Source organism: Flavobacterium pectinovorum, from assembly GCF_006438875.1.
Classification (GTDB): domain Bacteria; phylum Bacteroidota; class Bacteroidia; order Flavobacteriales; family Flavobacteriaceae; genus Flavobacterium; species Flavobacterium pectinovorum_A.
Genome location: NZ_RCZH01000005.1, coordinates 45,499 through 70,867, shown reverse-complemented (window position 1 = coordinate 70,867; position 25,369 = coordinate 45,499). Strand labels below are relative to the sequence as shown.

At 34.2% G+C, this 25,369-nt stretch carries 21 protein-coding genes; 11 read left to right on the top strand and 10 right to left on the bottom strand.

Annotated elements, in window-relative coordinates; all coding sequences use genetic code 11:
* Positions 1 to 35 precede the first annotated feature (35 nt).
* The 3 genes from EAH81_RS08425 to EAH81_RS08415 are packed head-to-tail and all read left to right on the top strand — an operon-like array spanning position 36 to position 1,566.
* Positions 36 to 722, top strand: a complete 687-nt coding sequence (locus tag EAH81_RS08425) for a GNAT family N-acetyltransferase (RefSeq protein ID WP_140505868.1) — start codon at positions 36 to 38, stop codon at positions 720 to 722.
* 49 nt (positions 723 to 771) lie between these two features.
* On the top strand, positions 772 to 1,140 hold the full coding sequence (locus EAH81_RS08420; protein ID WP_140505865.1) for a hypothetical protein: 369 nt from the start codon (positions 772 to 774) through the stop codon (positions 1,138 to 1,140).
* A gap of 57 nt (positions 1,141 to 1,197) precedes the next feature.
* Positions 1,198 to 1,566, top strand: coding sequence for a nuclear transport factor 2 family protein (locus EAH81_RS08415; protein ID WP_140505862.1), 369 nt, complete (start codon positions 1,198 to 1,200; stop codon positions 1,564 to 1,566).
* Between the two features lie 180 nt (positions 1,567 to 1,746).
* On the opposite strand, the gene EAH81_RS08410 is transcribed toward EAH81_RS08415, so the two are convergent.
* Positions 1,747 to 3,282, bottom strand: a complete 1,536-nt coding sequence (locus tag EAH81_RS08410; RefSeq protein WP_140505859.1) for a YifB family Mg chelatase-like AAA ATPase — start codon at positions 3,280 to 3,282, stop codon at positions 1,747 to 1,749.
* 205 nt (positions 3,283 to 3,487) lie between these two features.
* Between EAH81_RS08410 and EAH81_RS27395 the strand changes: the two genes are divergently transcribed.
* Together EAH81_RS27395 and EAH81_RS08405 are read left to right on the top strand one after the other, a co-directional pair.
* Positions 3,488 to 3,835, top strand: coding sequence for a hypothetical protein (locus EAH81_RS27395; protein ID WP_161595796.1), 348 nt, complete (start codon positions 3,488 to 3,490; stop codon positions 3,833 to 3,835).
* Between the two features lie 89 nt (positions 3,836 to 3,924).
* Entirely contained in the window at positions 3,925 to 4,734 is an 810-nt protein-coding gene (locus EAH81_RS08405; RefSeq protein ID WP_140505856.1) for an ankyrin repeat domain-containing protein, read from the top strand.
* Positions 4,735 to 4,832: 98 nt separating this feature from the next.
* Here EAH81_RS08405 and EAH81_RS08400 read toward each other — a convergent pair whose 3' ends face one another.
* Genes EAH81_RS08400 through EAH81_RS08390 form a run of 3 tightly spaced genes read right to left on the bottom strand, consistent with a single transcriptional unit; the run spans position 4,833 to position 6,675 of the window.
* Positions 4,833 to 5,234: a hypothetical protein gene (locus EAH81_RS08400; protein WP_140505854.1), complete on the bottom strand. Its 402-nt coding sequence runs from the start codon at positions 5,232 to 5,234 to the stop codon at positions 4,833 to 4,835.
* 21 nt (positions 5,235 to 5,255) lie between these two features.
* A complete protein-coding gene (locus EAH81_RS08395; protein WP_140505852.1) occupies positions 5,256 to 5,648 on the bottom strand; it encodes a hypothetical protein in 393 nt (130 codons plus the stop codon).
* Positions 5,649 to 5,700: 52 nt separating this feature from the next.
* Positions 5,701 to 6,675, bottom strand: a complete 975-nt coding sequence (locus tag EAH81_RS08390) for a Gfo/Idh/MocA family protein (RefSeq protein WP_140505850.1) — start codon at positions 6,673 to 6,675, stop codon at positions 5,701 to 5,703.
* A gap of 129 nt (positions 6,676 to 6,804) precedes the next feature.
* On the opposite strand from EAH81_RS08390, the gene EAH81_RS08385 reads away from it, so the two are divergent.
* The 3 genes from EAH81_RS08385 (at position 6,805) to EAH81_RS08375 (ending at position 12,800) form a co-directional block, all read left to right on the top strand.
* On the top strand, positions 6,805 to 9,795 hold the full coding sequence (locus tag EAH81_RS08385; RefSeq protein WP_140505847.1) for an amidohydrolase family protein: 2,991 nt from the start codon (positions 6,805 to 6,807) through the stop codon (positions 9,793 to 9,795).
* A 41-nt stretch (positions 9,796 to 9,836) separates the two neighbouring features.
* Positions 9,837 to 11,144: an amidohydrolase family protein gene (locus tag EAH81_RS08380; protein WP_140505845.1), complete on the top strand. Its 1,308-nt coding sequence runs from the start codon at positions 9,837 to 9,839 to the stop codon at positions 11,142 to 11,144.
* A gap of 339 nt (positions 11,145 to 11,483) precedes the next feature.
* A complete protein-coding gene (locus tag EAH81_RS08375) occupies positions 11,484 to 12,800 on the top strand; it encodes an ammonium transporter (RefSeq protein WP_140505843.1) in 1,317 nt (438 codons plus the stop codon).
* Between the two features lie 344 nt (positions 12,801 to 13,144).
* On the opposite strand, the gene EAH81_RS08370 is transcribed toward EAH81_RS08375, so the two are convergent.
* The 3 genes from EAH81_RS08370 to EAH81_RS08360 form a co-directional block, all read right to left on the bottom strand.
* Positions 13,145 to 15,238, bottom strand: a complete 2,094-nt coding sequence (locus tag EAH81_RS08370; RefSeq protein WP_140505841.1) for a protein-disulfide reductase DsbD family protein — start codon at positions 15,236 to 15,238, stop codon at positions 13,145 to 13,147.
* Positions 15,238 to 16,548 (bottom strand): tRNA lysidine(34) synthetase TilS, encoded by a 1,311-nt coding sequence (tilS, locus tag EAH81_RS08365; RefSeq protein ID WP_140505838.1) that lies wholly within the window; start codon positions 16,546 to 16,548, stop codon positions 15,238 to 15,240. Before tilS ends, EAH81_RS08370 begins: the two co-directional genes overlap by 1 nt.
* A 298-nt stretch (positions 16,549 to 16,846) precedes the next feature.
* Positions 16,847 to 18,133 (bottom strand): anthranilate synthase component I family protein, encoded by a 1,287-nt coding sequence (locus EAH81_RS08360; RefSeq protein WP_140505836.1) that lies wholly within the window; start codon positions 18,131 to 18,133, stop codon positions 16,847 to 16,849.
* A gap of 362 nt (positions 18,134 to 18,495) precedes the next feature.
* Here EAH81_RS08360 and EAH81_RS08355 point away from each other — a divergent pair, with 362 nt between their 5' ends.
* Positions 18,496 to 19,392, top strand: a complete 897-nt coding sequence (locus EAH81_RS08355; RefSeq protein WP_140505833.1) for a DUF4349 domain-containing protein — start codon at positions 18,496 to 18,498, stop codon at positions 19,390 to 19,392.
* Between the two features lie 206 nt (positions 19,393 to 19,598).
* Positions 19,599 to 19,976, top strand: a complete 378-nt coding sequence (locus EAH81_RS08350) for a DoxX family membrane protein (protein ID WP_140505831.1) — start codon at positions 19,599 to 19,601, stop codon at positions 19,974 to 19,976.
* 56 nt (positions 19,977 to 20,032) lie between these two features.
* Here EAH81_RS08350 and EAH81_RS08345 read toward each other — a convergent pair whose 3' ends face one another.
* The 3 genes from EAH81_RS08345 to EAH81_RS08335 form a co-directional block, all read right to left on the bottom strand.
* Positions 20,033 to 20,575: a lipocalin family protein gene (locus EAH81_RS08345; protein WP_140505829.1), complete on the bottom strand. Its 543-nt coding sequence runs from the start codon at positions 20,573 to 20,575 to the stop codon at positions 20,033 to 20,035.
* 551 nt (positions 20,576 to 21,126) lie between these two features.
* Complete coding sequence (lpdA, locus tag EAH81_RS08340; protein ID WP_140505827.1) at positions 21,127 to 22,530, bottom strand: dihydrolipoyl dehydrogenase; 1,404 nt, start codon at positions 22,528 to 22,530, stop codon at positions 21,127 to 21,129.
* A gap of 622 nt (positions 22,531 to 23,152) precedes the next feature.
* The gene (locus EAH81_RS08335) at positions 23,153 to 23,608 is read right to left on the bottom strand and encodes an Lrp/AsnC family transcriptional regulator (RefSeq protein ID WP_099711220.1); all 456 of its coding nucleotides are present in this window, start codon (positions 23,606 to 23,608) and stop codon (positions 23,153 to 23,155) included.
* Positions 23,609 to 24,020: 412 nt separating this feature from the next.
* Here EAH81_RS08335 and EAH81_RS08330 point away from each other — a divergent pair, with 412 nt between their 5' ends.
* Positions 24,021 to 25,223, top strand: a complete 1,203-nt coding sequence (locus tag EAH81_RS08330) for an aminotransferase class I/II-fold pyridoxal phosphate-dependent enzyme (RefSeq protein ID WP_140505824.1) — start codon at positions 24,021 to 24,023, stop codon at positions 25,221 to 25,223.
* Positions 25,224 to 25,369: the final 146 nt, after the last annotated feature.

The window sequence follows — 25,369 nt, the reverse complement described above, 5'->3', positions numbered from 1 at the left end:
GTTAATAAACTTATTGAAAATGGAATTTTAAAGTAATGAAAGATAAAGATGAAAGTAAATTAGACAATCCGGTTTGGAATTCATTATCCGAAAGTCATAGCGAATTTGCGATTAATTATGATGGAACTAAATTTTATAATCCTGATTATTGTCCGTTTGGAGGATTTGTAAAACCGGATGGCATTTTGAAAGCAGGAAATCAATACGCATCGCTGACTGAGAACTTTTTTATTGTTGGCGAAAAACCTGAAATTACTGATTCGTTAGAAATTATAAAAGAATTGGTTTGTCTTCAAATGGTTGCACGCAATCAAATAGATCTTCAGACTGATAACGAAATTGTTTTGCTTACTGAAAAACACAATGAAGAGCTTTTGTATTTGGTGAATTTAGTTCAGCCGGGATATTTTAAAACCAAGACTCCTTTATTAGGCAATTATTATGGCATATTTAAAGAGAATCAATTGATTGCCATCACGGGCGAACGTATGAAAATGAATGATTTTACCGAAGTTAGCGCCATTATAACTCATCCGGATCATACCGGAAAAGGTTACGCCAAACAATTAATAAAACATTGTGTCGATAGTATTTTAAATCAAAACAAAACTCCATATTTACATGTGGTCGAAAGTAATATTGGAGCTATTAAATTATACGAGAAACTAGGTTTTGTGACGAGAAGAAAAATAAGTTTTTGGAATATTTCTAAAAAACAGTAACTTTACAGGAACCTAAATCTACTATTAATCCCCTTAATCTATTATGGTAATGAAAAAAATAATTTTAATCCTTATTTGTCTAATTGGTTTATCAGTAACTGCACAAACAGAAAAAGAACTCGTTGGAAAATGGATATTGGTAAAATGGACAAAAAACGGACGAAATCAAGACATTAAAGCGCAGTTTAAAACGACTCAGGTTTTACAGATTTTTAGTGAAAATGGAGATTTTGAAAGTCGTATTGGTAGTGACAGTCAATATTCAAAATGGAAATTATCTAAAAATAATACTGAACTTATAGTTGTTGACCCTAGCGTTTCAATTACATCTTCTATCGATTATTTTGATACTAAAAAACGTGTAATCACATCAGAAATGGGAACATTTGAATATAAGAAGATTCCTGATGCTGAATAAGAAACGCCTTTCTTATATCTAATATCTAAAATAGTAAAACTAATTTACTAGTTGAATATGACACCAAATAAACAAACCGTAAACGAATATATGGCAGCATTTAGAGTGAGCGATCATGGTCGGGTTTTGGCTTGTCTTACTGATGATGTTGTTTGGGAAATGCCGGGAATTTATCAACATGTTGGTAAAGAAGCATTTGATAAAGAAATTGAAAACGACAATTTTATTGGAAGTCCAACGATTCAAATTATAAGGTTAATTGAAGAAAACGATATTGTCATTGCCGAAGGCGCAGTACAAGGAAACATGAAAAACGGTAATATCTTAGATGCTGTTTTTTGTGATGTTTTTGAAATGGAAAACGGCAAAATAAAAAAACTGACTTCGTATTTTATGTCAAGAAATGCCAGCTTAAAATTTGAATAAGGTTTTTACCGCAAAGTAAATTATAAAGTTGATATCATATTTGTCATTCCGAGGAACGAGGAATCTCCGCAAGTAGCTCGACAAAGAGTATTACTTTCCTTTGCGGAGTTTCTCGCGGAGATTCCTCGTTCCTCGGAATGACAATATTGGGCAAAATCTAAAGTCTAAAATCTAAAATTTTCACCCTAACCATCCATCACGATCCAGACTTCTGTATTGAATAGCTTCGGCAATGTGTTGTGAAATTACCGTTGGTGATGCATCCAGATCAGCAATTGTTCTGGAAACTTTCAGGATTCTGTCATAAGCTCTTGCCGAAAGGTTAAGACGTTCCATCGCAGTTTTGAGCAATTGTTTGGATTGATCGTCGAGGGCACAATATTCGCGAATCAACTTACTGCTCATTTGAGCATTGTAATGTATGTTTTCTATTTCTTCAAAACGCTTGGTTTGAATTTCTCGTGCCGCTGTGACACGCTTTCGAATTTCGACACTACTTTCTGCTTTTTGATCGTCGGCCAGTTTTTCAAAAGGAACCGGAGTTACCTCAATATGAATATCAATTCTATCCAGTAATGGCCCTGAAATTTTACTTAAATAACGCTGCATTTCGTGTGGCGATGAAGTATTGGGCTGACTTGGATCATTAAAAAAACCACTTGGACTTGGATTCATACTTGCAACCAGCATAAATGAAGATGGGTAAGTAACGGTAAATTTTGCGCGCGAAATAGTGACTTCACGATCTTCTAATGGCTGACGCATTACTTCGAGAACATCGCGTTTGAATTCCGGCAATTCGTCCAGAAATAAAACACCATTGTGTGCCATCGAAATCTCACCAGGCTGTGGATAACTGCCTCCGCCAACAAGTGCCACATTTGAAATTGTGTGATGCGGACTTCGAAATGGCCGCTGATTCATTAATCCTACTTCTTTTAATTTCCCTGCAACGCTATGAATTTTAGTTGTTTCTAATGCTTCTCGCAAAGTCATTGGCGGCAAAATACTTGGTACTCTTTTGGCAAGCATTGTTTTTCCTGCTCCGGGCGGACCAATCAAAATAATATTATGTCCTCCAGCAGCCGCAATTTCCATACAGCGTTTTATACTTTCTTGTCCACGAACGTCTGAAAAATCGAATTCTGGAAAATCCAGTGTTTTGTAAAATTCTGCACGTGTATCAATAACCGTTGGTTCGAGTGTTCCTTTTCCTGCAAAAAAATCAATTACTTCTTGCAACTTTTCAACTCCATAAACATTTAATCCGGTGACGATTGCCGCTTCTTTTACATTTTGAATAGGTAGAAAAAACCCAATATAACCTTCTTCTTTTGCTTTTATAGCAATTGGCAAAGCGCCACGAATAGGCTGTAAGCTCCCGTCTAATGAAAGTTCGCCCATAATAACATACTTTTCGATTTCCGGTGCTTTGATCTGATCTGAACCCACTAATATTCCCATTGCCAAAGGCAAATCATAGGCAGAACCTTCTTTTCGAAGATCGGCAGGAGCCATATTGATTGTAATTCGTTTTCCAGGCAAACTTAATCCGTTGTTTTTTAGGGCAGCGGCAATTCTGAAACTACTTTCTTTAATCGCACTATCCGGCAATCCAACTAGATGATAACCAATACCTTTATCCATATGAACTTCAATTGTAATTGTTGTCGCTTCGACTCCAAAAACAGCACTTCCGTAAACTTTTACTAACATAATCAATCTTTATCAAGAATGTAAATATATCTAATTAAGAAAACAAAACATCATTTTTTGTAAATATTTTCTTTCTTTATATGTTTTTATGATTTAACCTTTAAATTAATTTTAATAAATTTTATCCTAAAGTTGATTATAGTATTTAATTGCTATATTCGTTTTTCCAAGACCTAAATTTTATATCAATCAAAACCTAAAAAACATGTCATTTTTTAAAAAACTTTTCGGAAAAAATAAAGCAGAACAAAAAGAAGAGCAAAAACTACAACAACCAGAAGAACAGAGAGTAGAACAGAGAGAAGAACAAAAAACAGAAATAAAAATACAGCAACCACCAGAACAGAAAATTGAACAGGAAGAAGAACACATCGAAGAATCATCTGATGAAATAAAATTATCCTGGATCGCAGCAGCAGAAAACCCTTGGGGATACCACCTTTTAGATCTGCGTCCTTTTAGTCAAACCATGATTTCTACTTCAGCAAATCAACAAATGGCGATGAATGCAATTTCTTATGGTGGTGAAAGCGGTACTTCTTTTTTGGTATAAGACCCAAAAACACAAAAACTATAGCTGCAAATATTTCGTTTAAAATTGATCAGGCACTTTATCCCGGAGTTTTGTTTACACCTGATACAATGGAAAATAAATGGGCGGTTTATTTTGATGGAGAATTTCTAATTTTCATTCGAAGCTGGTTGAGAGAAGTTTTGGTAGTTGCCAAGACCATTCAAAAAGACAACCAACTTATTGTAGAATCTATTACAGGTGAATTTACAGAAGATGAAAGTCCGGAATTTACAAAAGCTATTCTTAATTTTATTTTAATTAGTCATTCGATAGGAGAAATTATTCCTGCTCCAATCCCCGTTGAATTCGAAAACGATACAGATCGTGCAAGTAAATGGGCATTTTCGACTTACGGAAATATGGGGCAATTAGGAATCTTTACTACTGATTTTTTGCCTGTTTCTGATTCGCCATTGCGTACACATTCTTTACTACATATAGCTGTTGCCCGCGGAGAAATAAAAGAAATTGAAGACGAATTTTATAAAGGAACAAATTTAAATGCCTTAGCCGGAGACGGATTAGCTCCATTGCATTGGTCAATCGCTCCGGAAAGTATTGATTCCATGACAAAATTATTAGAATTAGGAGCGGATCCAAACGGATTAACGCATGAAGGTGCTACACCTATAATGAATGCTGTACAATCGAATAAAATGGATAAAGTAAAACTTCTTCTGGATTATGGAGCCCTTATAAATGTTCAGGACGATAGAGGATTTACGGCATTGCACAGAGCCGCTGAAAGAGGTCATACAGATCTTGTGAAATTTTTATTAGTAAACGGAGCAGATAAGACAATTTCGGCTCAGGGACATACTGCAATTTCACTTGCAACTATAACAGAACAATATGAAATAATAGAATTATTGAATTAAAACACAGTAATTAAATTTTAAATAGGGTTAAGTAAAACTTAACCCTATTTTTGTTTTTATATCCTCCACAATTTTACTTAAATCCAAACTGTTTTTCCTTAATTCGATTCGAGCAAGATTTTGGCGTTTTCTATGTTCGGCCAAATATCGTTTATCATTGATTTGCGAATTTGCTCAATCCAATATTCTTCATTTATACTATCATCTAACTCAATAAATTCATTGAAGTTTTCAGTTAAAATTTCTGTACGTATTAATGCCAAAACCTTCTTTGTGATTTTTAAAAATTGCAAATTTTCAGGAAGAATGTCTATCGTACAAAATAAAGAATAACATAAATTATTCAAATCTTCGTAATTTATAGGTTTCTTTAACTTCAGATTCAAATAACTGTAAAGTTTCTCAAAACTATAAATTTCAGATTCAGATAGATTTTTAGTTTTAAACTCCAATGAATTTTGCTCAATGATTTTCCTTTTAGCAATTCTTTCGTCTTTCACAAAAATAAATATTTGATATTTTTATTCTTTATCTAACCATTTTTCATCATCTAAATCTTGTTCATATTCAGATGTTCCTGTAAACTCAAGTCCCTCGAGTTTTTTTAAATATGGTGTATAATCAAAAAATGGTTCATTCCATCCTTCCAGATCCCAGATATTATCTATTACTGCTGCTAACCATCTTGGCGGTGGAGTATATTTCTTAAAATAATCGATTCTTTCTTCAGTTGTTTTACAATTTTCTTCAAACCAAATAGCAAAACAGTCACAAAATTCATTACCACTTCCTATTCTCCAAAAAATACTATAAGGATGTGAGTCTGGTTTGAAAATCCAATGAGGAGGTACTTCTCCGTATTTCTCAATAAACTGATTTATTTTATTTGCAAGAAATTCTGTTTTCTTAATCATATCTTTATCTGTAATAAAATCAACTATTATTTAGCTTCAAATATATAATTTTCTAAAACTCCAACCCAATTTGATTTTTTATTTCCTCCACTATTTTACTCAAATCCAAACTATTCTGATGTGACCAAAGCTCACTTTCAATCTGATTGTTTCTGATGCAATTATTACATTCAGTTACTTCGTATGTATATCCTTTTCCAAGATTTGGTAAACTAAAATTGGTTTCCTTTTCTTCTTTAACAACAGAATATCCATTGGCGGCAAACCATGGAGAATTAAGCTGAATATGACCTTTTGTTCCGCTTATTGTTGCTTTCATATCTGATTCTGAAACTATTGAAGCATGCAAAATCGATTGTGCATTTTCATATTGCAAAATCATGGAAGTTTGTAAATCGATTCCGTTTTCATTATAGATTGATTTTGCAATAATTTCTTTCGGAATACCTAATAATAGATAAGACAGGAATAACGGATATACGCCAATATCAAATAAAGCTCCTCCGCCAAGATTTTTATCAAAAAGCCTTCCTCCCTTTTTTTCATCTGCATAAAAAGCAAAATCGGCTTTAACGTATTTTATATCCCCAATTATTCCTTGATTTACTTTTTCTAAAGCCTCCTTAACTGACGGAATAAATCGCGTCCAGAATGCTTCCATAAAAAATTTGTTATGTTTTCTTGAGGCTTCAACCATTCGCATTGCGTCTTTATACGAAAGCGCGATTGGCTTTTCGCATAAAACATGTTTCCCGTATTCTAATGCTTTTATAGATAATTCGGCATGCGAATCGTGAGGAGTTGCGATGTAGACAATATCAACCTCAGAGTCTTTAAAAAGCTCTTCATAAGAGCCATAAGATTTACGGCAATTATACCTCACTGCAAATCCTAATGCTTCATGCTTGTTTCTCGAAGCAACAGCGTTTAACTCGGCATCTTTTACGCGTAATAAATCGGCAACAAATTGATTTGCAATATTCCCTAAGCCAATAATTCCCCATTTAATTGTATTATTATCTTTCATAATATTCTCTAAGTACTACTTATCAGTGGGTTAGTTAAAAAATCATCTAAATAAAGAAAAATCATTCAAAAAAAAGAATTTTAGATAACATATATTTCATATTTTTAGCAACAAATTTGCAAATAACCTATGAAAAAAGCCCTACTCCTACTCTTTTTGAGTGTTTTTTTAACAAAAACGTACGCTCAGGAATATTTCCCTGTTAATGAAAGTGTACAAAACAAAAACAAGAATTACACAGTTTTTACCAATGCAACGATTTATGTTACCCCAACTCAAAAAATCGAAAAAGGAACATTACTAATTCAGGATGGCAAAGTGGTTGCCGTTGGAAATAATATTGCAATCCCAAAAAACAGTATCGCAATTGATCTTGCAGGAAAAACAATTTATCCATCCTTTATAGATATCTATACTAGTTTTGGGGTCGAAAAACCAAAAAACAATTCCAGACCTGATCAGGATCCTTTGTATGATACAAAAAGAGTTGGTTATTACTGGAACGAAAGTATTCGTCCGGAAATAAATACTTATGAGACTTTTAAATACGATCAACCAAAGGCCGAAGAATTATTAAAAGCCGGTTTTGGAGTTGTTGGCACTCATATTCCAGACGGAGTTGCGCAAGGAACCGGAATTTTAGTTGCCCTAAACAATTCCGAAAATAATAAACGAATTATCGCTAATAAAGTTACCAATCACTTTGCATTTACAAGAAGTGCGCTCACAAATCAAGCTTATCCAAGCTCATTAATGGGTATGATGGCTTTGCTTCGCCAAATGTATTTAGACTTGGATTGGTACAAAAAAGGGAATTTTGAAACTAAAGATTTATCATTGGAAGCTTTGGCAAACAATGAAAAATTAGTTCAGATTTTTGCTTCAGAAGACAAACTAAATAGCTTAAGAGCTTCAAAAATTGCTAAAGAATTTGGTTTAACCTACATTCTAAAAGGAAGCGGAAATGAATTTGAAAGAATCGAAGAAATCAAAAATACTAATGCTAAATATATTATTCCGGTAAGTTTTCCTGAAGCTTATGATGTTTCGAATCCGTATTTATCAAACCAAATCGAATTGGCAGATATGCGTTTCTGGAATCAGGCGCCAACAAATTTAAAAGTACTTTCGGACAACGGAATTGTTTTTGCCTTAACGACTGATAAATTAAAAAAGACAGAGGATTTTAAACCTAATTTATTGAAAGCTATTAAATATGGTTTTGATAAAACAAAAGCTTTAGAGGCTTTGACTACAATTCCTGCAGCTCTTTTAGGAAAAAGCAATGAAATAGGAAGTTTAAAAACAGGCAGCTATGCCAATTTTGTAATTACATCCGGTGAAATTTTCGACGAGAAAACTATTTTATACGAAAACTGGGTACAAGGAACCAAATATGTTGTGAACGATGTTAACGCAAAAGATATTCGTGGTAACTACGATTTAACGGTTGGAAAAGATACTTATAAATGGAAAATTGACGGAACTGCTGACGCTCCAAAATCTGAAATTACTACCGTTGATACTAAAAAAGTAAACAGCACTTTTGCCGTTTCTAAAAATTGGATTTCGCTATTGATAAAACCTGCAGATACGATCAAAGGTAATTTTGCACGCTTAACCGGATTTATCGAAAAACCGGAAAAATTATCGGGAAAAGCGGTAGTAGCAAACGGAGATGAATTAGTTTGGACGGCTTTAAAAACAAGCGCATTTGTTGCTGTAAAAGATTCTACTAAAGTAGACAAACCAAATCCAATTGTACCGACAACTTTCCCGAACGTCGCTTTTGGTGATTCTAAAAAACTAACAGCTCAGACTTTATTATTCAAAAATGCTACGGTTTGGACAAACGAAAAAGAAGGTGTTTTGACAGAAACGGATGTTTTAATTAAAAACGGAAAAATTGCTGCTGTTGGCAAAAATCTTTCTGATGCATCTGCAACTATTATCGATGCAAAAGGAAAACATATCACGAGCGGAATTATCGATGAACACTCGCATATCGCGATTTCTAAAGGTGTAAATGAAAGCGGACACAACTCAACTGCCGAAGTTACGATTCAGGATGTCGTAAACTCTGAAGACATTAATATATACCGGGATCTTGCCGGAGGCGTAACAATCTCGCAATTACTTCACGGATCTGCCAACCCAATTGGTGGTCGTTCTGCAATTGTAAAATGGAAATGGGGTTCTTCGCCAGATGAAATGTTATACAAAAATCAACCTAAGTTTATCAAATTTGCTTTGGGCGAAAACGTAAAACAAGCCAATTGGGGAATTGATAATCCTACTCGTTTTCCGCAAACCAGAATGGGGGTCGAACAAGTTTTTACCGACTATTTTCAACGTGCCAAAGAATACGACGAAAGCTGGAAAAAATTCAACTCAGGTTCTAAAAAAGGAAAAGCTCCACGAGTTGATCTAGAACTTCAAACTTTAGCCGAAATCATCAATAAAGAACGTTTTATCACCTGTCACTCTTATGTAGAATCTGAGATTTTAATGTTGATGAATGTTGCGGAGAAATTCAATTTCAGAGTCAACACTTTCACTCATATTCTTGAAGGTTATAAAGTTGCCGATAAAATGAAAGAACACGGCGTTGGAGCTTCTACATTCTCAGATTGGTGGGCTTATAAATTTGAGGTAAATGATGCCATTCCGTTTAACGGGCCTATTATGCATAACGCAGGATTGGTTGTTGCTTATAATTCTGATGATGCCGAAATGTCGAGAAGATTAAATCAGGAAGCTGCAAAAGCGGTTAAATACGGAAATATTTCTGAAGAAGAAGCTTGGAAGTTTGTCACCCTGAATCCTGCTAAATTATTACATATCGATGATAAAGTTGGAAGTCTTAAAGTGGGCAAAGATGCCGATCTTGTTTTATGGAGTGATAATCCCTTATCTATTTATGCTAAAGCGGAAAAAACAATTGTTGATGGTGTTGTATATTTTGACATCGAAAAAGATGCCGAAAAACAAGTGGCAATTACTAAAGAAAGAAGCTTGTTGATTGGCCAAATGTTACAGGAGAAAAACAAGGGAATGAATACACAACCACCAACAAAAAAGGAGAAAAAAGAATATCACTGTGACACTTTAGAGCAATAATTAAAGCATTAGAAAATCATAAAAGATAAAAAACAGATATCATGATCAATAAAAACATATATATAGTATTGCTCTTATTTTGTGCTTCTCTACAAATAAAAGCACAGCAAATTCCTGCACCCAAACAAAGCAAGTCGGTTTTGATTTTGAATGCGACGGCACATTTAGGTGACGGAACTGTTATTGAAAATAGTGCGATTGGATTTAAGGACGGAAAAATTACTTTGGTTGCAGATGCTACAACAATCAGACTTGCTGCAAATGCATATGACATTACTATTAATGCCAGCGGAAAACACGTTTACCCGGGATTTATTGTTCCCAACGCAACATTAGGTTTAGTAGAAATTGATGCTGTAAAATCATCAGACGATCAGGAAGAAATTGGAAGTTTTAATCCGAATGTAAGAAGTATTATTGCTTATAATTCAGAATCTAAAGTAGTAGAAACTGTTCGTCCAAATGGTGTTTTAATCGCTCAGATAACACCTCGTGGAGGTCGAATTTCAGGAACTTCTTCCGTAGTGCAATTAGATGCCTGGAGCTGGAATGATGCCATTCTAAAAGAAAATGACGGAATTCATTTAAACTTTCCATCAGGTTTTAGAAGAACGGGATCCTGGTATGAGCCGGGAATTATTGAAGCCAATAAAGATTATCCAAAGCAAGTAGAACAAATTACTGCTTTTCTAAGTAATGCAAAAGCGTATAATCAAGATGCTACAAAAGAAAGAAATATAGTTCTTGAAGCTACAAAAGGTCTTTTTGACGGAACTCAAACGCTTTATATCCATGCCGATGAAGAAAAACAAATCGTAGACGCCATACAATTAGCGGTTGACAATCAAATCAAAAAAATTGTTATCGTTGGCGGATTTGAAGCTTATAAATCTGCTGATGTTTTACAAAAATATAATGTTGGCGTTTTTCTAAGACGTGTTCATGAATTGCCTGTAAGCGACGATCAGGATGTAAACTTACCATATAAAATGGCAAAAATATTGACGGATAAAGGTATTGTTGTTGGTCTTGAAAATAGTGGAGATCATGAACGTATGAGCGTTAGAAATCTCCCTTTCTTGGCGGGAACCTGCGCTGCTTTTGGGATGGATAAAGAAAAAGCTTTACAACTCATTACGTCAAATACAGCAAAATTATTAGGTATAGACGCTACTTGTGGTACACTTGAAAGTGGAAAAGACGCAACACTTTTTATCTCTGAAGGTGATGCTCTGGATATGAGAACTAATAAATTAACGAGCGCCTTTATTCAGGGAAGAACGATTAATCTGGAAACTTTCCAAACCAAACTGAATGACAAATTCAAAGCAAAATATAACCAGAAATAGTTAAAACTTTTATATAAAAAAAGGCATCATTTGAAAATTCATTTGATGCCTTTTTTATTTTTGAATTAGAACCTTTTCAATTAATTCTTTGATTATTCAAGCATATTTACTTTAAAATTAGAATTATTCCACTGCTTTTTTGTTAACAAAGGCTCCAAAACCCTATTCTTTAGAAATTTTAGATTCATAAATTGCAAAATTTAAGTTCGTTTTAACAAATACACTCAAAATATAGGGGGTTAAATTCAAAAATTAACAAAAATTAAACATTTGACTCTATTTTTTATAGGGTTGTCGAATGATTTTTTACTTTTATCAAAAATTTAAAACTAAATAACTATGCGAAAAATTATTTTAAGTGTGATTCTTATCACTATTTTGGTACTGACCTTTGTATCAAACTTCATTTTATCAGACAGTCCAATTCCAGCAGAAGCTGTAAAGTTTGATACAGGAGACACCGCTTGGATGATCGTAGCAACTGCATTTGTATTGCTTATGACACCGGGATTAGGATTTTTCTACGGAGGAATGGTTGGTAAGAAAAACGTTATCAGTACAATGCTACAAAGTTTTATGGCAATGGTAATTGTTACTATTTTATGGGTTATTGTTGCATTTGGATTAGCATTTGGTCCTACTATTGGCGGAATCATTGGAAATCCACTTCCAAATTTATTCTTTCAAGGCGTTGGTACAAGTACTGCCTGGAGTCTTGCCCCTACAATTCCTTTTATGTTATTCGCATTATTTCAAGCAAAATTTGCCATCATTACTCCTGCATTAATTACAGGTGCTTTTGCAGAGCGTGTACGTTTCTGGGCTTATTTATTATTCATGGTTTTATTTATCTTATTCATATATGCTCCTTTAGCACACATGACATGGCATCCTGATGGAGTTTTCTTTAAAATGGGAGTATTAGACTTTGCCGGAGGAACAGTAGTACACATGAGTGCTGGTTGGGCTGCATTGGCAGGAGCGATCTTCTTAGGAAAAAGAAAAATTCAAAAAGTTAACCCTGCAAGAATTACTTATGTATTATTAGGAACAGGTTTATTATGGTTTGGATGGTTTGGTTTCAACGCAGGTTCTGCATTAGGATCTAACGGATTAGCTGTACAAGCCTTAGGAACTACAACTGTTGCTGCTGCTGCTGCTGCTATGGCTTGGGTTTTCCTTGATAAAATCATCGGACACAAATTATCTGCACTTGGTGCATGTATCGGAGCTGTGGTAGGTCTTGTTGCTATTACGCCTGCCGCAGGTTTCGTAAGCATCCCTCACGCAATTTTCATCGGAGCTTTTGCTGCCATCGTTAGTAACCTTGTAGTAAGCAAATTCCCTAAAGGAAAAATCGATGATGCATTAGACGTTTTTGCTTGTCACGGTGTTGGAGGTATGGTTGGTATGTTGTTGACTGGAGTTTTTGCTTCTAAAGCAATTAACCCTGCAGTTGGAGATAATCAAGGTTTGATTTTCGGAACTCCAACTTTGTTCATAAACCAATTAATTGCTTTAGTAGCGGTTTCAATCTTCGCTTTCGTAGGTTCGTATATTTTATTCTTTGTTGTAAATAAAATTACTCCACTAAGAGTTACTGAAGAAAAAGAAGAATTAGGATTAGATATTTCTCAACACGGAGAATTCTTATAAGAAATTAATTTCCCCTTTTGTCTAAATAAAAAATCCCTCTAAGCATAAACTTAGAGGGATTTTTGTTTGAATAGAGAATAGATGCAAGATTATAGAAGAAAGATTTTAGAATATAGATTTTAGAACCTAAATAAAAAAAGCACTCTCAGTTTGCTACTAAGAGTGCTTTTTGCTTTGAATTAATTTCAACCCTTTTATTATATTTTAAATTTTAGTCCCGAAGTCTCAGGATAGATTTTAGATTTCCTTTATCTGTATAATCTATTGCCTATATTCTTTCTTCACTACTCTCGCTTCGAATAATCTTGCTTCTTGCTTCTACAAGTCTAGCTTCTCCTCAACGACTATTTAAAATTAGAAATTCCTTCTTTCAGCCAATGCAAATATTCATCAGCGTTAACATAACTAATAGTAGGTTTTGAACTGTTTAAATTCTTTCCTTCTAAATCTGTTATAACATATAGAGGCTGTGTATTTGTTTTATATTTTGAGATCATAAAATCGGTCCATTTATCACCAACAGTAATAATTTTATCTCCTGATTTAGTTACAAATTGCTCTTCTTTTGGCAACTCACGTTTATCATCAACGTAAAGAGAAATCAAAACAACATCATTCTTTAAAATTGGCAAAATCGTTGGTTCAGACCAAACATTGTTTTCCATTTTTCTGCAATTCACGCACGCATAACCTGTAAAATCAAGCATAATTGGTTTATTGATTGATTTTGCATAAGCCAATCCATCTTCATAATCGTGAAAAACCATGATACCATGCGGGCCTAATTCTGCTCCGTCAGGCAAACCTTTTATAGATTCTGCACTCACATTTGAATTTGCAGAACCTCCTACTCCGAACGGGCTTTCGCTATATTGTGGAGGCGGCGGAAATGCACTGATTAATTTCAACGGCGCACCCCAAAGTCCAGGAATTAAATATACGGTAAACACAAGTGTCAGCAATCCTAAATACAATCTGCCAACAGAAATATGCTGTAACGGACTATCATGTGGCAATGTAATTTTTCCGAATAAATATAAAGTCAGAGCAGCAAAAATGGCTATCCAGATTGCGATGAAAACTTCTCTCTCTAAAAAGTGCAATTGAAGCACCAAATCTGCATTTGATAAAAATTTGAATGCCAAAGCTAATTCTAAAAATCCTAAAACCACTTTTACAGTGTTTAACCATCCACCAGATTTTGGCAACGAATTTAACCATCCCGGGAACATTGCAAATAACATAAATGGTAAAGCTAATGCTAAAGAGAATCCTAACATTCCAACAATTGGAGCAATCCCTCCATTTGAAGCTGCATCAACTAATAAAGTTCCGACAATTGGTCCTGTACAAGAGAAGGAAACAATTGCCAAAGCCAAAGCCATAAACAATATCCCAATTAATCCACCTCTGTCTGCTTGTTGATCTGCTTTGTTTGCCCATGAATTTGGTAACATAATCTCAAAAGCACCTAAAAATGAAGTTGCAAAAATGATCAATATAACAAAGAAAATTAAGTTAAACCAAACATCTGTAGACAAAGCGTTTAATGCATCTGCACCAAATATTTTAGTAACAACTAACCCTAAAATAACATAAATTGCAATAATAGAAATTCCATAAATAATAGCATTTCGAATACCTTTTGCTCTGCTTTTACTTTGTTTCGTAAAGAAACTTACCGTCATTGGAATCATCGGGAAAACACAAGGTGTTAACAAAGCCGCAAATCCTGAGATAAAAGCAATGAAAAAGATCGACCACAAACTTCTTGTTGGCGCCGGTGCAGGAATTTCTTCTTTTGCAGGAGCTTCAGCAACTTCAGTTTTTGAAGTCTCAATTTTAGCAGTTTCTACAGCTGTTTTTAAAGTATCAACAGCCAAACCTTCTACCTTTGTTTCATCTTTTTTTGCTTCTGTAACACTTGCAATCGCATCCATTTTAAATGTTGACGGAATCGCAATTGAGAATTTTTTATTCGAGTTGATACAAACTTCTTTACAAACCTGAAAATCGAAATCTACATCAACTGTTTTTAAATTCGGGTTTATAATTTTGATTTCCTGCTCGATATGTGCTTTTCCTTCAAAGAAAGTTTCGTTTACACCAAAAACATCATTAAAAGCTGTTTTGGTTTTTCCTTCTTTGGCTTTGCCGACAAGTTCATAATTTCCTTTTTGATTTTTAAAGGCAATTTCCAATGCAAGCGGTCCGCCTTCCGGAGTAAACTGCGAATACATATGCCAGTCTTTGTCTATTGTTCCGTCAAAAATTAAAACAGCATTGTTTCCTGATTTCTTTTCAATTTTAGATGTCCATTTTACTGGCTCCAATATTTGAGCATTCCCTTTTGCAAAAGCAAAAAACAGTAAAATTAGGATGATTTTATTCCAAATACTTTTCGACATTATCGTTTGATGGTATTGATTAAAGTTCATTATTGTAATTCTATTTTAAGGATTCTATTTGTGGTATTTTCAATTTTAAATCGTTCGTCTTGTCTGATTCCAATAACCCATACAATCTGATTATCAGAACACAAAATCCATATTTTTTCTTTCTCAATCAGGGATAATTTCTCATCTTTAAAAAGCTTGCTTACCTTTTTTGACTTTCCCTGCATTCCAAAAGGATGAAAAACATCTCCTTCATTCCATTTACGTAAAATCAGAGGAAACTGGATTTTTTCAGCGTCCACAAATATAGCTTTATTTGAATCTATTGTAATGTCGCCTACCTGACAAAGCCTCAATTTTAAGGGAAAATTAACGTCTTGATCACCTTCGTGAATTTCAAATTCTTCCTTTTCTGAGATTTCAGAAATTGGACTTAAAATCAAAGTATCTCTGTTTTTCAACAATCTAAATTCTGCCGAAAGCACTTGTTTTCCGGATTGACTGTCTACCAAATCATAAATATCATTCCACGCCAAAAAACCAAATTCATTCAGCCATTGATACAAATAAGATTTATAATTGGGTAATTTCTTAAGCTGATTTAAATCGAAATGAATATCATCGCCAACTTCTTTTGCCACTTGCTGATAAATCATAATCGAAGCATCTTCGACCATAACCTGCGATTCCTGCAAATAAGATTGCGTTTTCTGAAAAGCATTCAAAAAGTTCGGATTGATCTCTTTCAACATCGGAACCAAATCATGACGAATTTTATTCCTGAGGTATTTATTAGAGGCATTACTGCTGTCTTCCCGCCATTCAATATTATTTTCCTGAGCGTATTCCATTATTTCATCTCTGGAAAAAGGCAAAAGTGGACGAATAATTCGGTCATTTTCTTCGGGAATTCCAATTAATCCATCTAATCCTGTTCCGCGCGTTAAGTTGATAATAAACGTTTCCAGATTATCATCGGCGTGATGCGCTGTTAGGATATAATCGAAATTCTCTGTTTCTAAAAGTTCATAAAACCAACTATAGCGCAACTCGCGAGCCGCAACCTGAGTTGATAGTTTATAATCTTTCGCGAAAGCTTCGGTATCAAATTGAGTTGTAAAAATGGGGATTTCATTCTGATCGCAATAGTTTTGAATAAAACTCTGATCGCCAAAACTTTCTAATCCACGAAGTTGAAAATTACAGTGCAAAACGGCAATTTCGTATGGTAATTGCTGTAATAAATGCAATAAAACCATACTATCTAAACCTCCGCTAACGGCAAGAAATAGTTTTTTATCTTCCAAAAATGGAAATCTTGAAGTGATGTGATTTTGAAATTTTGAAAACATTTGATAAAAGTAAAAAATTAAACCCGATCTATTCTTAAATGAAATGTTAAGCGTGATATTTTTTGCTACGGATTTTACTTTGGTTCGTTTTCTTGCCACGAATTGCACGAATTAACGCGAATTATTTTAACTAGCCACAGATTACAGGATTAAAATGATTTCCTTTAACGCAGATTCTACAGATTAAAGCAGATTTGAATAGATTTTATTAAAAATAATTTGCGCGAATCTGCCTTAATCTTTTTAAATCTGCGTGAAAAAATAATTCGTGCTCATTCGTGCAATTCGTGGCTAACTTTTATTTTAAAACCTCATGCATTGCTTTAGCCTTCAGTAAACATTCTTCGTATTCATTTTCAGGAATAGATTGTGATGTGATGGCACTTCCAACAGAAAAAGAAACGTATTTATTTTCCTGATTGTACAAAATACTTCTGATTACAACATTAAAATCAAAATCACCTTCCGGCGTAAAATATCCTATTGAACCACTATACAAACCTCGTTTTGTTTCTTCCAGGTTTTCGATGATTTTCATAACCGAAATCTTTGGTGCGCCCGTCATACTTCCCATTGGGAAAGTAGTTCTTAAAACATCTGTCACCGAATATTGAGAATCTATTTTTGATGTTATTGTAGAAATCATTTGATGCACTTGCAAAAACGAATAGATTTTACAAAGCTCTGTAACTTCAACAGAACCTTTTTGTGCGGTATGCGACAAATCATTCCTGACCAAATCTGTAATCATGATATTTTCGGCACGTTCTTTAGCATCTGATTGTAAAAATTGTTTTGATTTTTCGTCTTCAATAGGATCAGACGATCGCTTTGAAGTTCCTTTTATAGGCTGTGAAATCAAAGTTTCTCCTGTTTTTTTCAAATAACGTTCCGGAGAAGCGGAAAGCAAATATTGTTTATGATTTTTAAAGAATACCGAAAACGGTGCTTGCGAAATAACATTCAGTTTCTGAAATTTTTCCAACGGATTTATAATGGCGCTTTCAGCAAAAAACTCCATACAAAAATTAGCTTCATACATATCACCTTTATGAATATGTTCGAGCATTTTTGTTACTTTTTCGACATATAAATCTTTTGAGATTCGTTGTTGCACTTCGATATTATTCAATGTTTCAAAAGAATCATTCTGAATTTGCATAATTTCTTCAAAATCTTCTTCGACCTCATCATCACACAAGAATAAATACCGCATTTCGAGCTGATTTCCTTTCAATAAAAATATTTTTTTCGGCTGAAAGAAAAACATATCCGGAAAATCTAAACCATCAAAATTAGCTGATTTTAAATCCTCAACATCATTTTTTAAATCATAAGAAAGATAGCCAAAAAGCCAGTCTTTAGTCGTTTGCTGATATTGTTTTAAATCATCAAAAGCGTTATAAAAATCTGTTTTTAAAGACGTAAAAGCATCCACCGCCAACACGCAATCAAAACTGGAATATTCTTGTGGATAAGAATTGCTATCCAAAAAAACGATCTCGCGAAATTGTTGTGACCAGGTTAGAAGTTGCTGTTTAAACTGCTCTGGATTTGAAATATGTTTATGAATTGAAACTCTCAAAAATGGGTAAATTTTAGATTTCAAAATTACGACAAAAAAAATCCTTCAATAAAATAATCCTCAAAAATTATTGGCACACTTTTTAGTATATCGAATTAATACTAATTATTAAAATTTTTCTTGCCATTTGATTAAAAAACTACTCACGAAAAAATGCCACAGATTTAAATGATTTAGAATGATTTTTCTTTTGCCACGAATCACACAAATTTTCACTAATTCAATTCGTGCTATTTCGTGAAATTCGTGGCGAAAAATTAACCCTAAAGAGAAAATCCTCTTAATCTGTGTAATCTGTGGCAAAAAAAATATCAGCTAAAACTGGCGGATCTATTATTTATTAATCAAATTTTATAACCTTTATGAAAACAATTGCAAAATTAGGATTGACTTCCTTGGTAATTATCGCATTACTATTTTCTTGTAAAAAAGCAGACTCAACCTCTGCAGAAGACTTAGCAGTAAGCGCAACAGCAGACAGCACAGCAGTTTCCTCATCGGCTGCGGTCGAAAGAAAAGACAGCAAACAGAAATTTATTCGAACTGCTGATATTAAGTTCAAGGTAAAAAATGTCGTCAAGTCTACTTATGCAATTGAAAATGCTACTCAAAAATTTGGAGGTTTTGTAACCTACACCAATTTACAAAGTACTATTCAGAATCAGATCAAAACCAAAATAAGTCAAGACAGTACACTTGAAACTACTAAATATACGGTCGAAAATAACATTACAATTCGCGTTCCTAACACACAACTCGACACGGTAATAAAAACGATTGCCAAGCAAATTGATTTCCTGGATTTTAGAGTTATCAAAGCCGATGATGTTTCATTGAAATTATTAGCCAATCAGCTTTCGCAAAAAAGAAGCGCTACAACCGAAAAAAGAGTTGAAAAAGCAATTGATAATAAAGGCAAAAAAATAAATGACGTTCTTGAAGCTGAAAATACTTTAGCAGACCAGAAAGAAGCCAATGACAACACTACCATTAACAACTTATCCTTGCAGGATCAAATCAATTTTAGCACCATCACTTTGCAGCTTTATCAAAACGAAACCGTGAGACAAGAAATAATGGCAAGCGAAAAAGAAAGTGCCGCTTACAAACCAAATTTAGGCATTCAGATTATTGATTCATTAAAAACTGGCTGGTACATTCTTGAAGCAATCTTTGTTTTTCTGGTTAATCTTTGGCCTTTTATTTTGATTGGTTTAGGTGGATTGTTTTTTTATAAAAAATACTATAAAAAACAGTAAAACTGTTAATAAGATCGCAATTTCATAAGAAAAAATTCGTTATATTTGATATAGCATTATATAAATCTTAAAATAAGATTATAAAGATGGTAAAATTCTCAATAGAATCGCTTTAAAATCAGACTTTCATTTTATTAGAGAATTTAGATTGTAACGTTTTCCAAAAATAAATTATACATTTTTAACCCCTTAAAAATCCTAGTATTATGAAAATTGCTACCATTATTGTCCGTGTTTTGATTGGTCTATTGTTATTATTTGCCTCTATTAGCTTCTTCTTTCATTTAATGCCTGCAGAGCCAGTAACTAACGATGATTTTAAAGCTTTTAACACTGGACTAGTTGCTTCAAAATATTTGATGCCATTAGCCAAGTCAATCGAATTAATTTGCGGAATTGCTTTTGTGACGGGACGTTATGTAACTCTTGCTAATATTTTAATCCTTCCCATCACTATTAATATTCTATTTATTAATTATTTTATGTCACCAGAAAAACTGCCTATTGCGGCACTATTGTTTCTGGCTAACTTATTCTTGATTTACAGATATTGGGGTAATTACAAAAGTGTTTTCACGGTATAAATCATTTTTGAACTAAATAAAAAACCCGACAGCTTATAACTGTCGGGTTTCCTTTTTTAACCTTTTTTGTCATGTTTTACCCAGACAAGGTCCAAAACGTTATAACCTATTTCCTGGGCTTTGATAAGAAATTCAGCTTTTACACTTTCAGGAATAGTAGTTTCTCTGGAAAGTATCCACATATATTTTAAGCTCTCGCCGGCGACAAGTGCATATTGGTAATCTGCATCGATTGCAATTATATTATAACCGGAATAAAAAGGACCAAAAAATGAGACCTTAAGCATACCTACATTGTCCTTTTTGACGAACTTGGCTTTCCCGATGCTTTCCTCCCATTTGTCTTTTGTGACATTATAGCCCCTGTTATCAACTTTGATTGTGCCGTTATCGTTTAAAGAATATTCGGCAGTTACGTTGTTTAAGTCTTTTTCCCACTTGTAGTCTAATCTTGCAATTTCAAACCATTTTCCAAGATATTTAGCTTTGTCGAAATTAGGAATTGCAACAGCTTTTTTTGGAATATTTGAACGACAGGAATAAAGTATAAATGCGATTCCTGCTCCGAGTAGAATCGGAGTTATATATCTATTTTTCATAACGTTATCATTTTACAGAAGTAAAGATAACATCAGAATTCTCCATCTAATTTACAAAATTTTTTCGGGATTTTATATTTTTTTGCTATTAAAATTTAATGTCTAAAAATGTGTAGTCCCTATGGGACAAAATTAACGGAGGAATTATTATTTCTATCAACATGTAATCTCTCCGAGATATAAAATTATTACTATTAATTCATTCTGGAAATACTCCGCCAGGAATTAAATATCGGTAAAAAAAAAGAAAATATTCGTGAAAATGTTCTGCAGGACAATGTCATTAAGTTAAGGAAATATCTATCCTGTCCCGAAGTTTGGGGATCGGTACTTTGCCGAATAAATCTCGCGCAAAGTCGCAGGTCGCAAAGAAAATTTATGTAAACTTGGCGGCTTTGCGACTTTGCGCGATTTTTTTTAGTCATAATTGTCTAAAAAAGCTTAGTTTAATGGCATTACCCATAGGCACTACACCTAAGAAAACAAAATGCTGCAATAAAAAACCCGTCAGAACTAATTCTGACGGGTTTTAAAATATGATTTAACGTAACTTATACGTGTAATGCTCTATTATCAGTAGCAGCCAAAGCAGCTTCTTTTACCGCTTCCGCGAAAGTTGGATGCGCATGACTCATTCTTGAAATATCTTCAGCAGAAGCTTTGAATTCCATTGCTGTAACTGCCTCAGCAATTAAATCAGCAGTACGGGCTCCAATCATATGAACTCCTAAAACCTCATCTGTTTTAGCATCAGCAATGATTTTTACGAATCCGTCAAGATCTCCACTTGCTCTTGCACGACCTAAAGCTTTGAATGGAAAACTTCCAACTTTATATTCTGTTCCTGAAGCTTTAACCTGCTCTTCAGTTTGTCCAACAGCAGCAACTTCCGGCCAAGTATAAACTACACCAGGAATTAGGTTATAATCGATATGTGGTTTTTGACCTGCTAAGATTTCAGCAACCATTGTTCCTTCTTCCTCTGCTTTGTGTGCCAACATTGCTCCACGAACAACATCTCCAATTGCGTAAATATTAGGAACATTAGTTTGTAAATGATCGTTTACTTCAACTTGTCCTCTGTCTGAAATTTTTACTCCGGCTTTGTCAGCATTTAGTCCATCTGTGTAAGGACGACGACCAACAGAAACTAATGAATAATCTCCTTCAAGAGTGATCGTTTCTCCTTTTGCATTTTCAGCCTGAACTACAACAGCATCACCGTTTCGTTCTACTGATTTTACTTTGTGAGAAACGTAGAATTTCATTCCTTGTTTTTTCAATACTTTAGTCAATTCTTTAGACAAAGATGCATCCATTCCTGGAATAATTCTGTCCATAAATTCTACTACAGAAACCTGAGCTCCTAAACGTAAGTAAACTTGTCCAAGCTCAATCCCGATAACTCCACCACCAATAATTACTAGGTGTTTTGGAACTTCTTTTAAAGCCAAAGCTTCAGTAGAAGTGATGATTCTTTCTTTGTCAATTTTGATGAAAGGCAAAGAAGATGGTTTTGAACCTGTAGCAATTACAGTATATTTTGCTTCGATAGTTTCTGATGTTCCGTCCACTTTTGCAACTGCAATATGTGTTGCGTCTACGAAAGATCCTAAACCATTAAAAACAGTAATTTTATTTTTATCCATTAAGTAGTTGATTCCACCTACGGTTTGATCTACAACTGCTTGCTTGCGAGCAATCATTTTCTCTAAATTGATTTTTACATCTCCGGAAACTTCAATTCCGTGATCTGCAAAATGTGCAATTTCTGCATAATGATGAGAAGAAGATAATAATGCTTTTGAAGGAATACAACCTACGTTAAGGCAAGTTCCGCCCAAAGAGCTATACTTTTCTACAATTGCTGTTTTGAAACCTAATTGTGCGCAACGAATTGCTGATACATATCCGCCCGGTCCTGAACCTATAATGACTACGTCAAATGAACTCATAGTTTGTCTATTTTATTTTTAGCGATACAAAATTAAGGAATAAAGTTTTGTTTAAAGTTTAAATCTCAATGTTTTTTGTGTGAAATTTTGGGGAAGGTTTTTGCCACAAAGACACAAAGGCACAAAGTTTTTTTTACCGTGAAATTTGCTAAGAGTTATGCAATCCCGAAGCCTCGAGATGCTAAGTTTTGTTTTTTTGTTAGTAATTCTGATAGCTAAAAAGGTTTTCTCGCAGATTTTGCAGATAAAGCAGATTTTTGTTTTATCGCTGAGTCGCACAGTTTATACACAAACTTGTCATCCTGAGGAACGAAGAAGCCCCCGAGTAACTCTATAAAATAAAGATTGGCTACATTCTATGTAGGGCTTCAGTTTTGAATTGCCTCCAGCTTTAGCTGGAGTTTATATAATGTTAAGCTGAGTGACTTTAGTCTAATGTATATTTTGGCTAAAGCCATTTTATTACTGCAATTAATGACCCCCATTTAAAGCTAGAAACAATTCAATAAATTACAAATTTTGGGAAAAATCTGAAACCTGAAACTAAATAAACTTGAAACAACACTTTCGAGACTAAAAAAATAAAACTTTGTGTCTTCGAGCCTTCGTGGCAAAACCTTCCTCAAAAAATAACCGTTGAATTCTTGACCTCACTAATCATAAACATACTTTGTGTACTGCCTATATGCTGTAATGTTGTGAGTTTGGTTACCAGAAATTCTCTGTAGGCTTCCATGTCTTTTACGAGTACTTTTAGGATATAATCGTAATCTCCGCTTACGTGATGGCATTCCAAAACTTCGTTTAGTTTGATGACTTCACTTTCGAATTTGGTTAGGAATTCTTTGGTGTGCTGAATGAGTTTTAAATGACAAAAAACTACAAATCCTTTTTCCATTTTTGATTTGTCGACAAGTGCTACGTAGTTTTTGATTATTCCTTCGCGCTCTAACTTTTTGATTCTTTCGTAAACTGCTGTTACCGAAAGATTAAGTTTTAAAGACAATTCTTTGGTTGTTTTTTTACTGTCGGTTTGTAACAGAACCAAGAGTTTTTTGTCGGTGGCGTCTAAAGTCATTTTAACGGTTTATGGTTTGTTGTTTATAGTTTGTTGTTGCGGTGAAAGAAAATCTAGTGATTTGGTTTTTCTGAATCAAATTTAGAATAATAATCTTTACAAATACATTTTTATAGTTTTAAAATCTAATTATTACTTACATCATTGATTAATTTTCTAATAAGATGTTATTTTGAATAGAATTTATTTTGAAAACGAGTGTCCTAGCCCTGATAGAAGTGGAAATCCTTTTATGCCGGTCCCGAGGCTTCGGGAGGCATAAAAGATTGAAACGGATAGCAGGAAATAGCTCCTTAATTAAAATCAAATCACAATTTTTAAATTCCAAATTCCAATGAAAATGGTTAAAAATTAAAGTTTGATTAATAGGTTCCAACAACTTGAAACTTGAAACTAAAAAAACAACATAAAAATGAAAGACTTTAATCCGGCTGATAAAATTCAGGATTTGCAATATTTTGGGGAATTTGGTGGTGTAAATCCATCGATTTCTGATTCTTCTACTTATACGTTTCTTTCGGCAAAAACGATGTTTGACACTTTCGAGGGCAATATGGAAGGCTGTTATTTGTATTCGCGCCATTCTTCGCCAAGTAATTTGTATTTGGATCAGGCTTTGGCAGCAATGGAAGGAACGGAAACGGCGAATGTTTCGGCTTCGGGAATGGGTGCGATTACGCCTACTCTGTTGCAGTTGTGCGGCGCGGGTGATCATATTGTTTCAAGTAGAACTATTTATGGTGGAACGTATGCTTTTCTGAAGAATTTCACACCTCGTTTTGGAATTGAAACCAGCTTTGTAGACATCACGAAACTCGATGTGGTTGAAGCAGCTATTACGCCAAATACGAAAGTTTTGTATTGTGAGACAGTGAGTAATCCGTTGCTTGAAGTGGCTGATATTGCAGGTTTGGCAAAGATTGCCAAAAAGCATAACCTGAAATTGGTAGTTGATAATACGTTTTCGCCTTTGTCTGTTTCTCCGGCAAAATTAGGCGCAGATATCGTGATTCATAGTTTGACAAAATATATTAACGGAAGCAGTGATACGGTTGGGGGTGTGACTTGTGCTTCTAAGGAATTTATCAATTCGCTTAAAAATGTAAACTCCGGAGCGAGTATGCTTTTGGGACCTACAATGGATAGTTTGCGTTCGGCTTCGGTAATGAAAAACCTGCGTACGCTTCATATTCGAATTAAACAACACAGTCATAATGCGCATTTTCTGGCAGATCAATTTGAAGCCGATGGTTTAAAAACAGTTTATCCGGGATTAAAAAGTCACCCGAGTCATGAATTGTACAAAACGATGATTAATCCGGAATATGGTTTTGGCGGAATGTTGACGATTGATGTTGGTACTTTGGCTAAAGCCAATGAATTAATGGAGTTGATGCAAGCGAGAAACTTAGGTTACTTGGCGGTAAGTTTAGGGTTCTACAAAACACTATTTAGCGCACCGGGAACTTCTACTTCAAGTGAAATTCCGTTAGAGGAACAAAAAGAAATGGGATTAACAGATGGTTTGATCCGCTTCTCGATTGGGTTGGATAACGACATTCAGCGTACGTATGAAATGATGAAGGCTTGTATGGTGGAACTTGGGATTTTGTAGATTATAGCCCACGGATTTTACTGATTAGCGCAGGTTTTTTTTGCCATAGATTATATGATTAAAAAAAATGTTTAACGCAGATTTAAAATGATTTAAGCAGATTTAATTTAGATTTAGCTATGAATATAATCTGTGCATATCTGCTT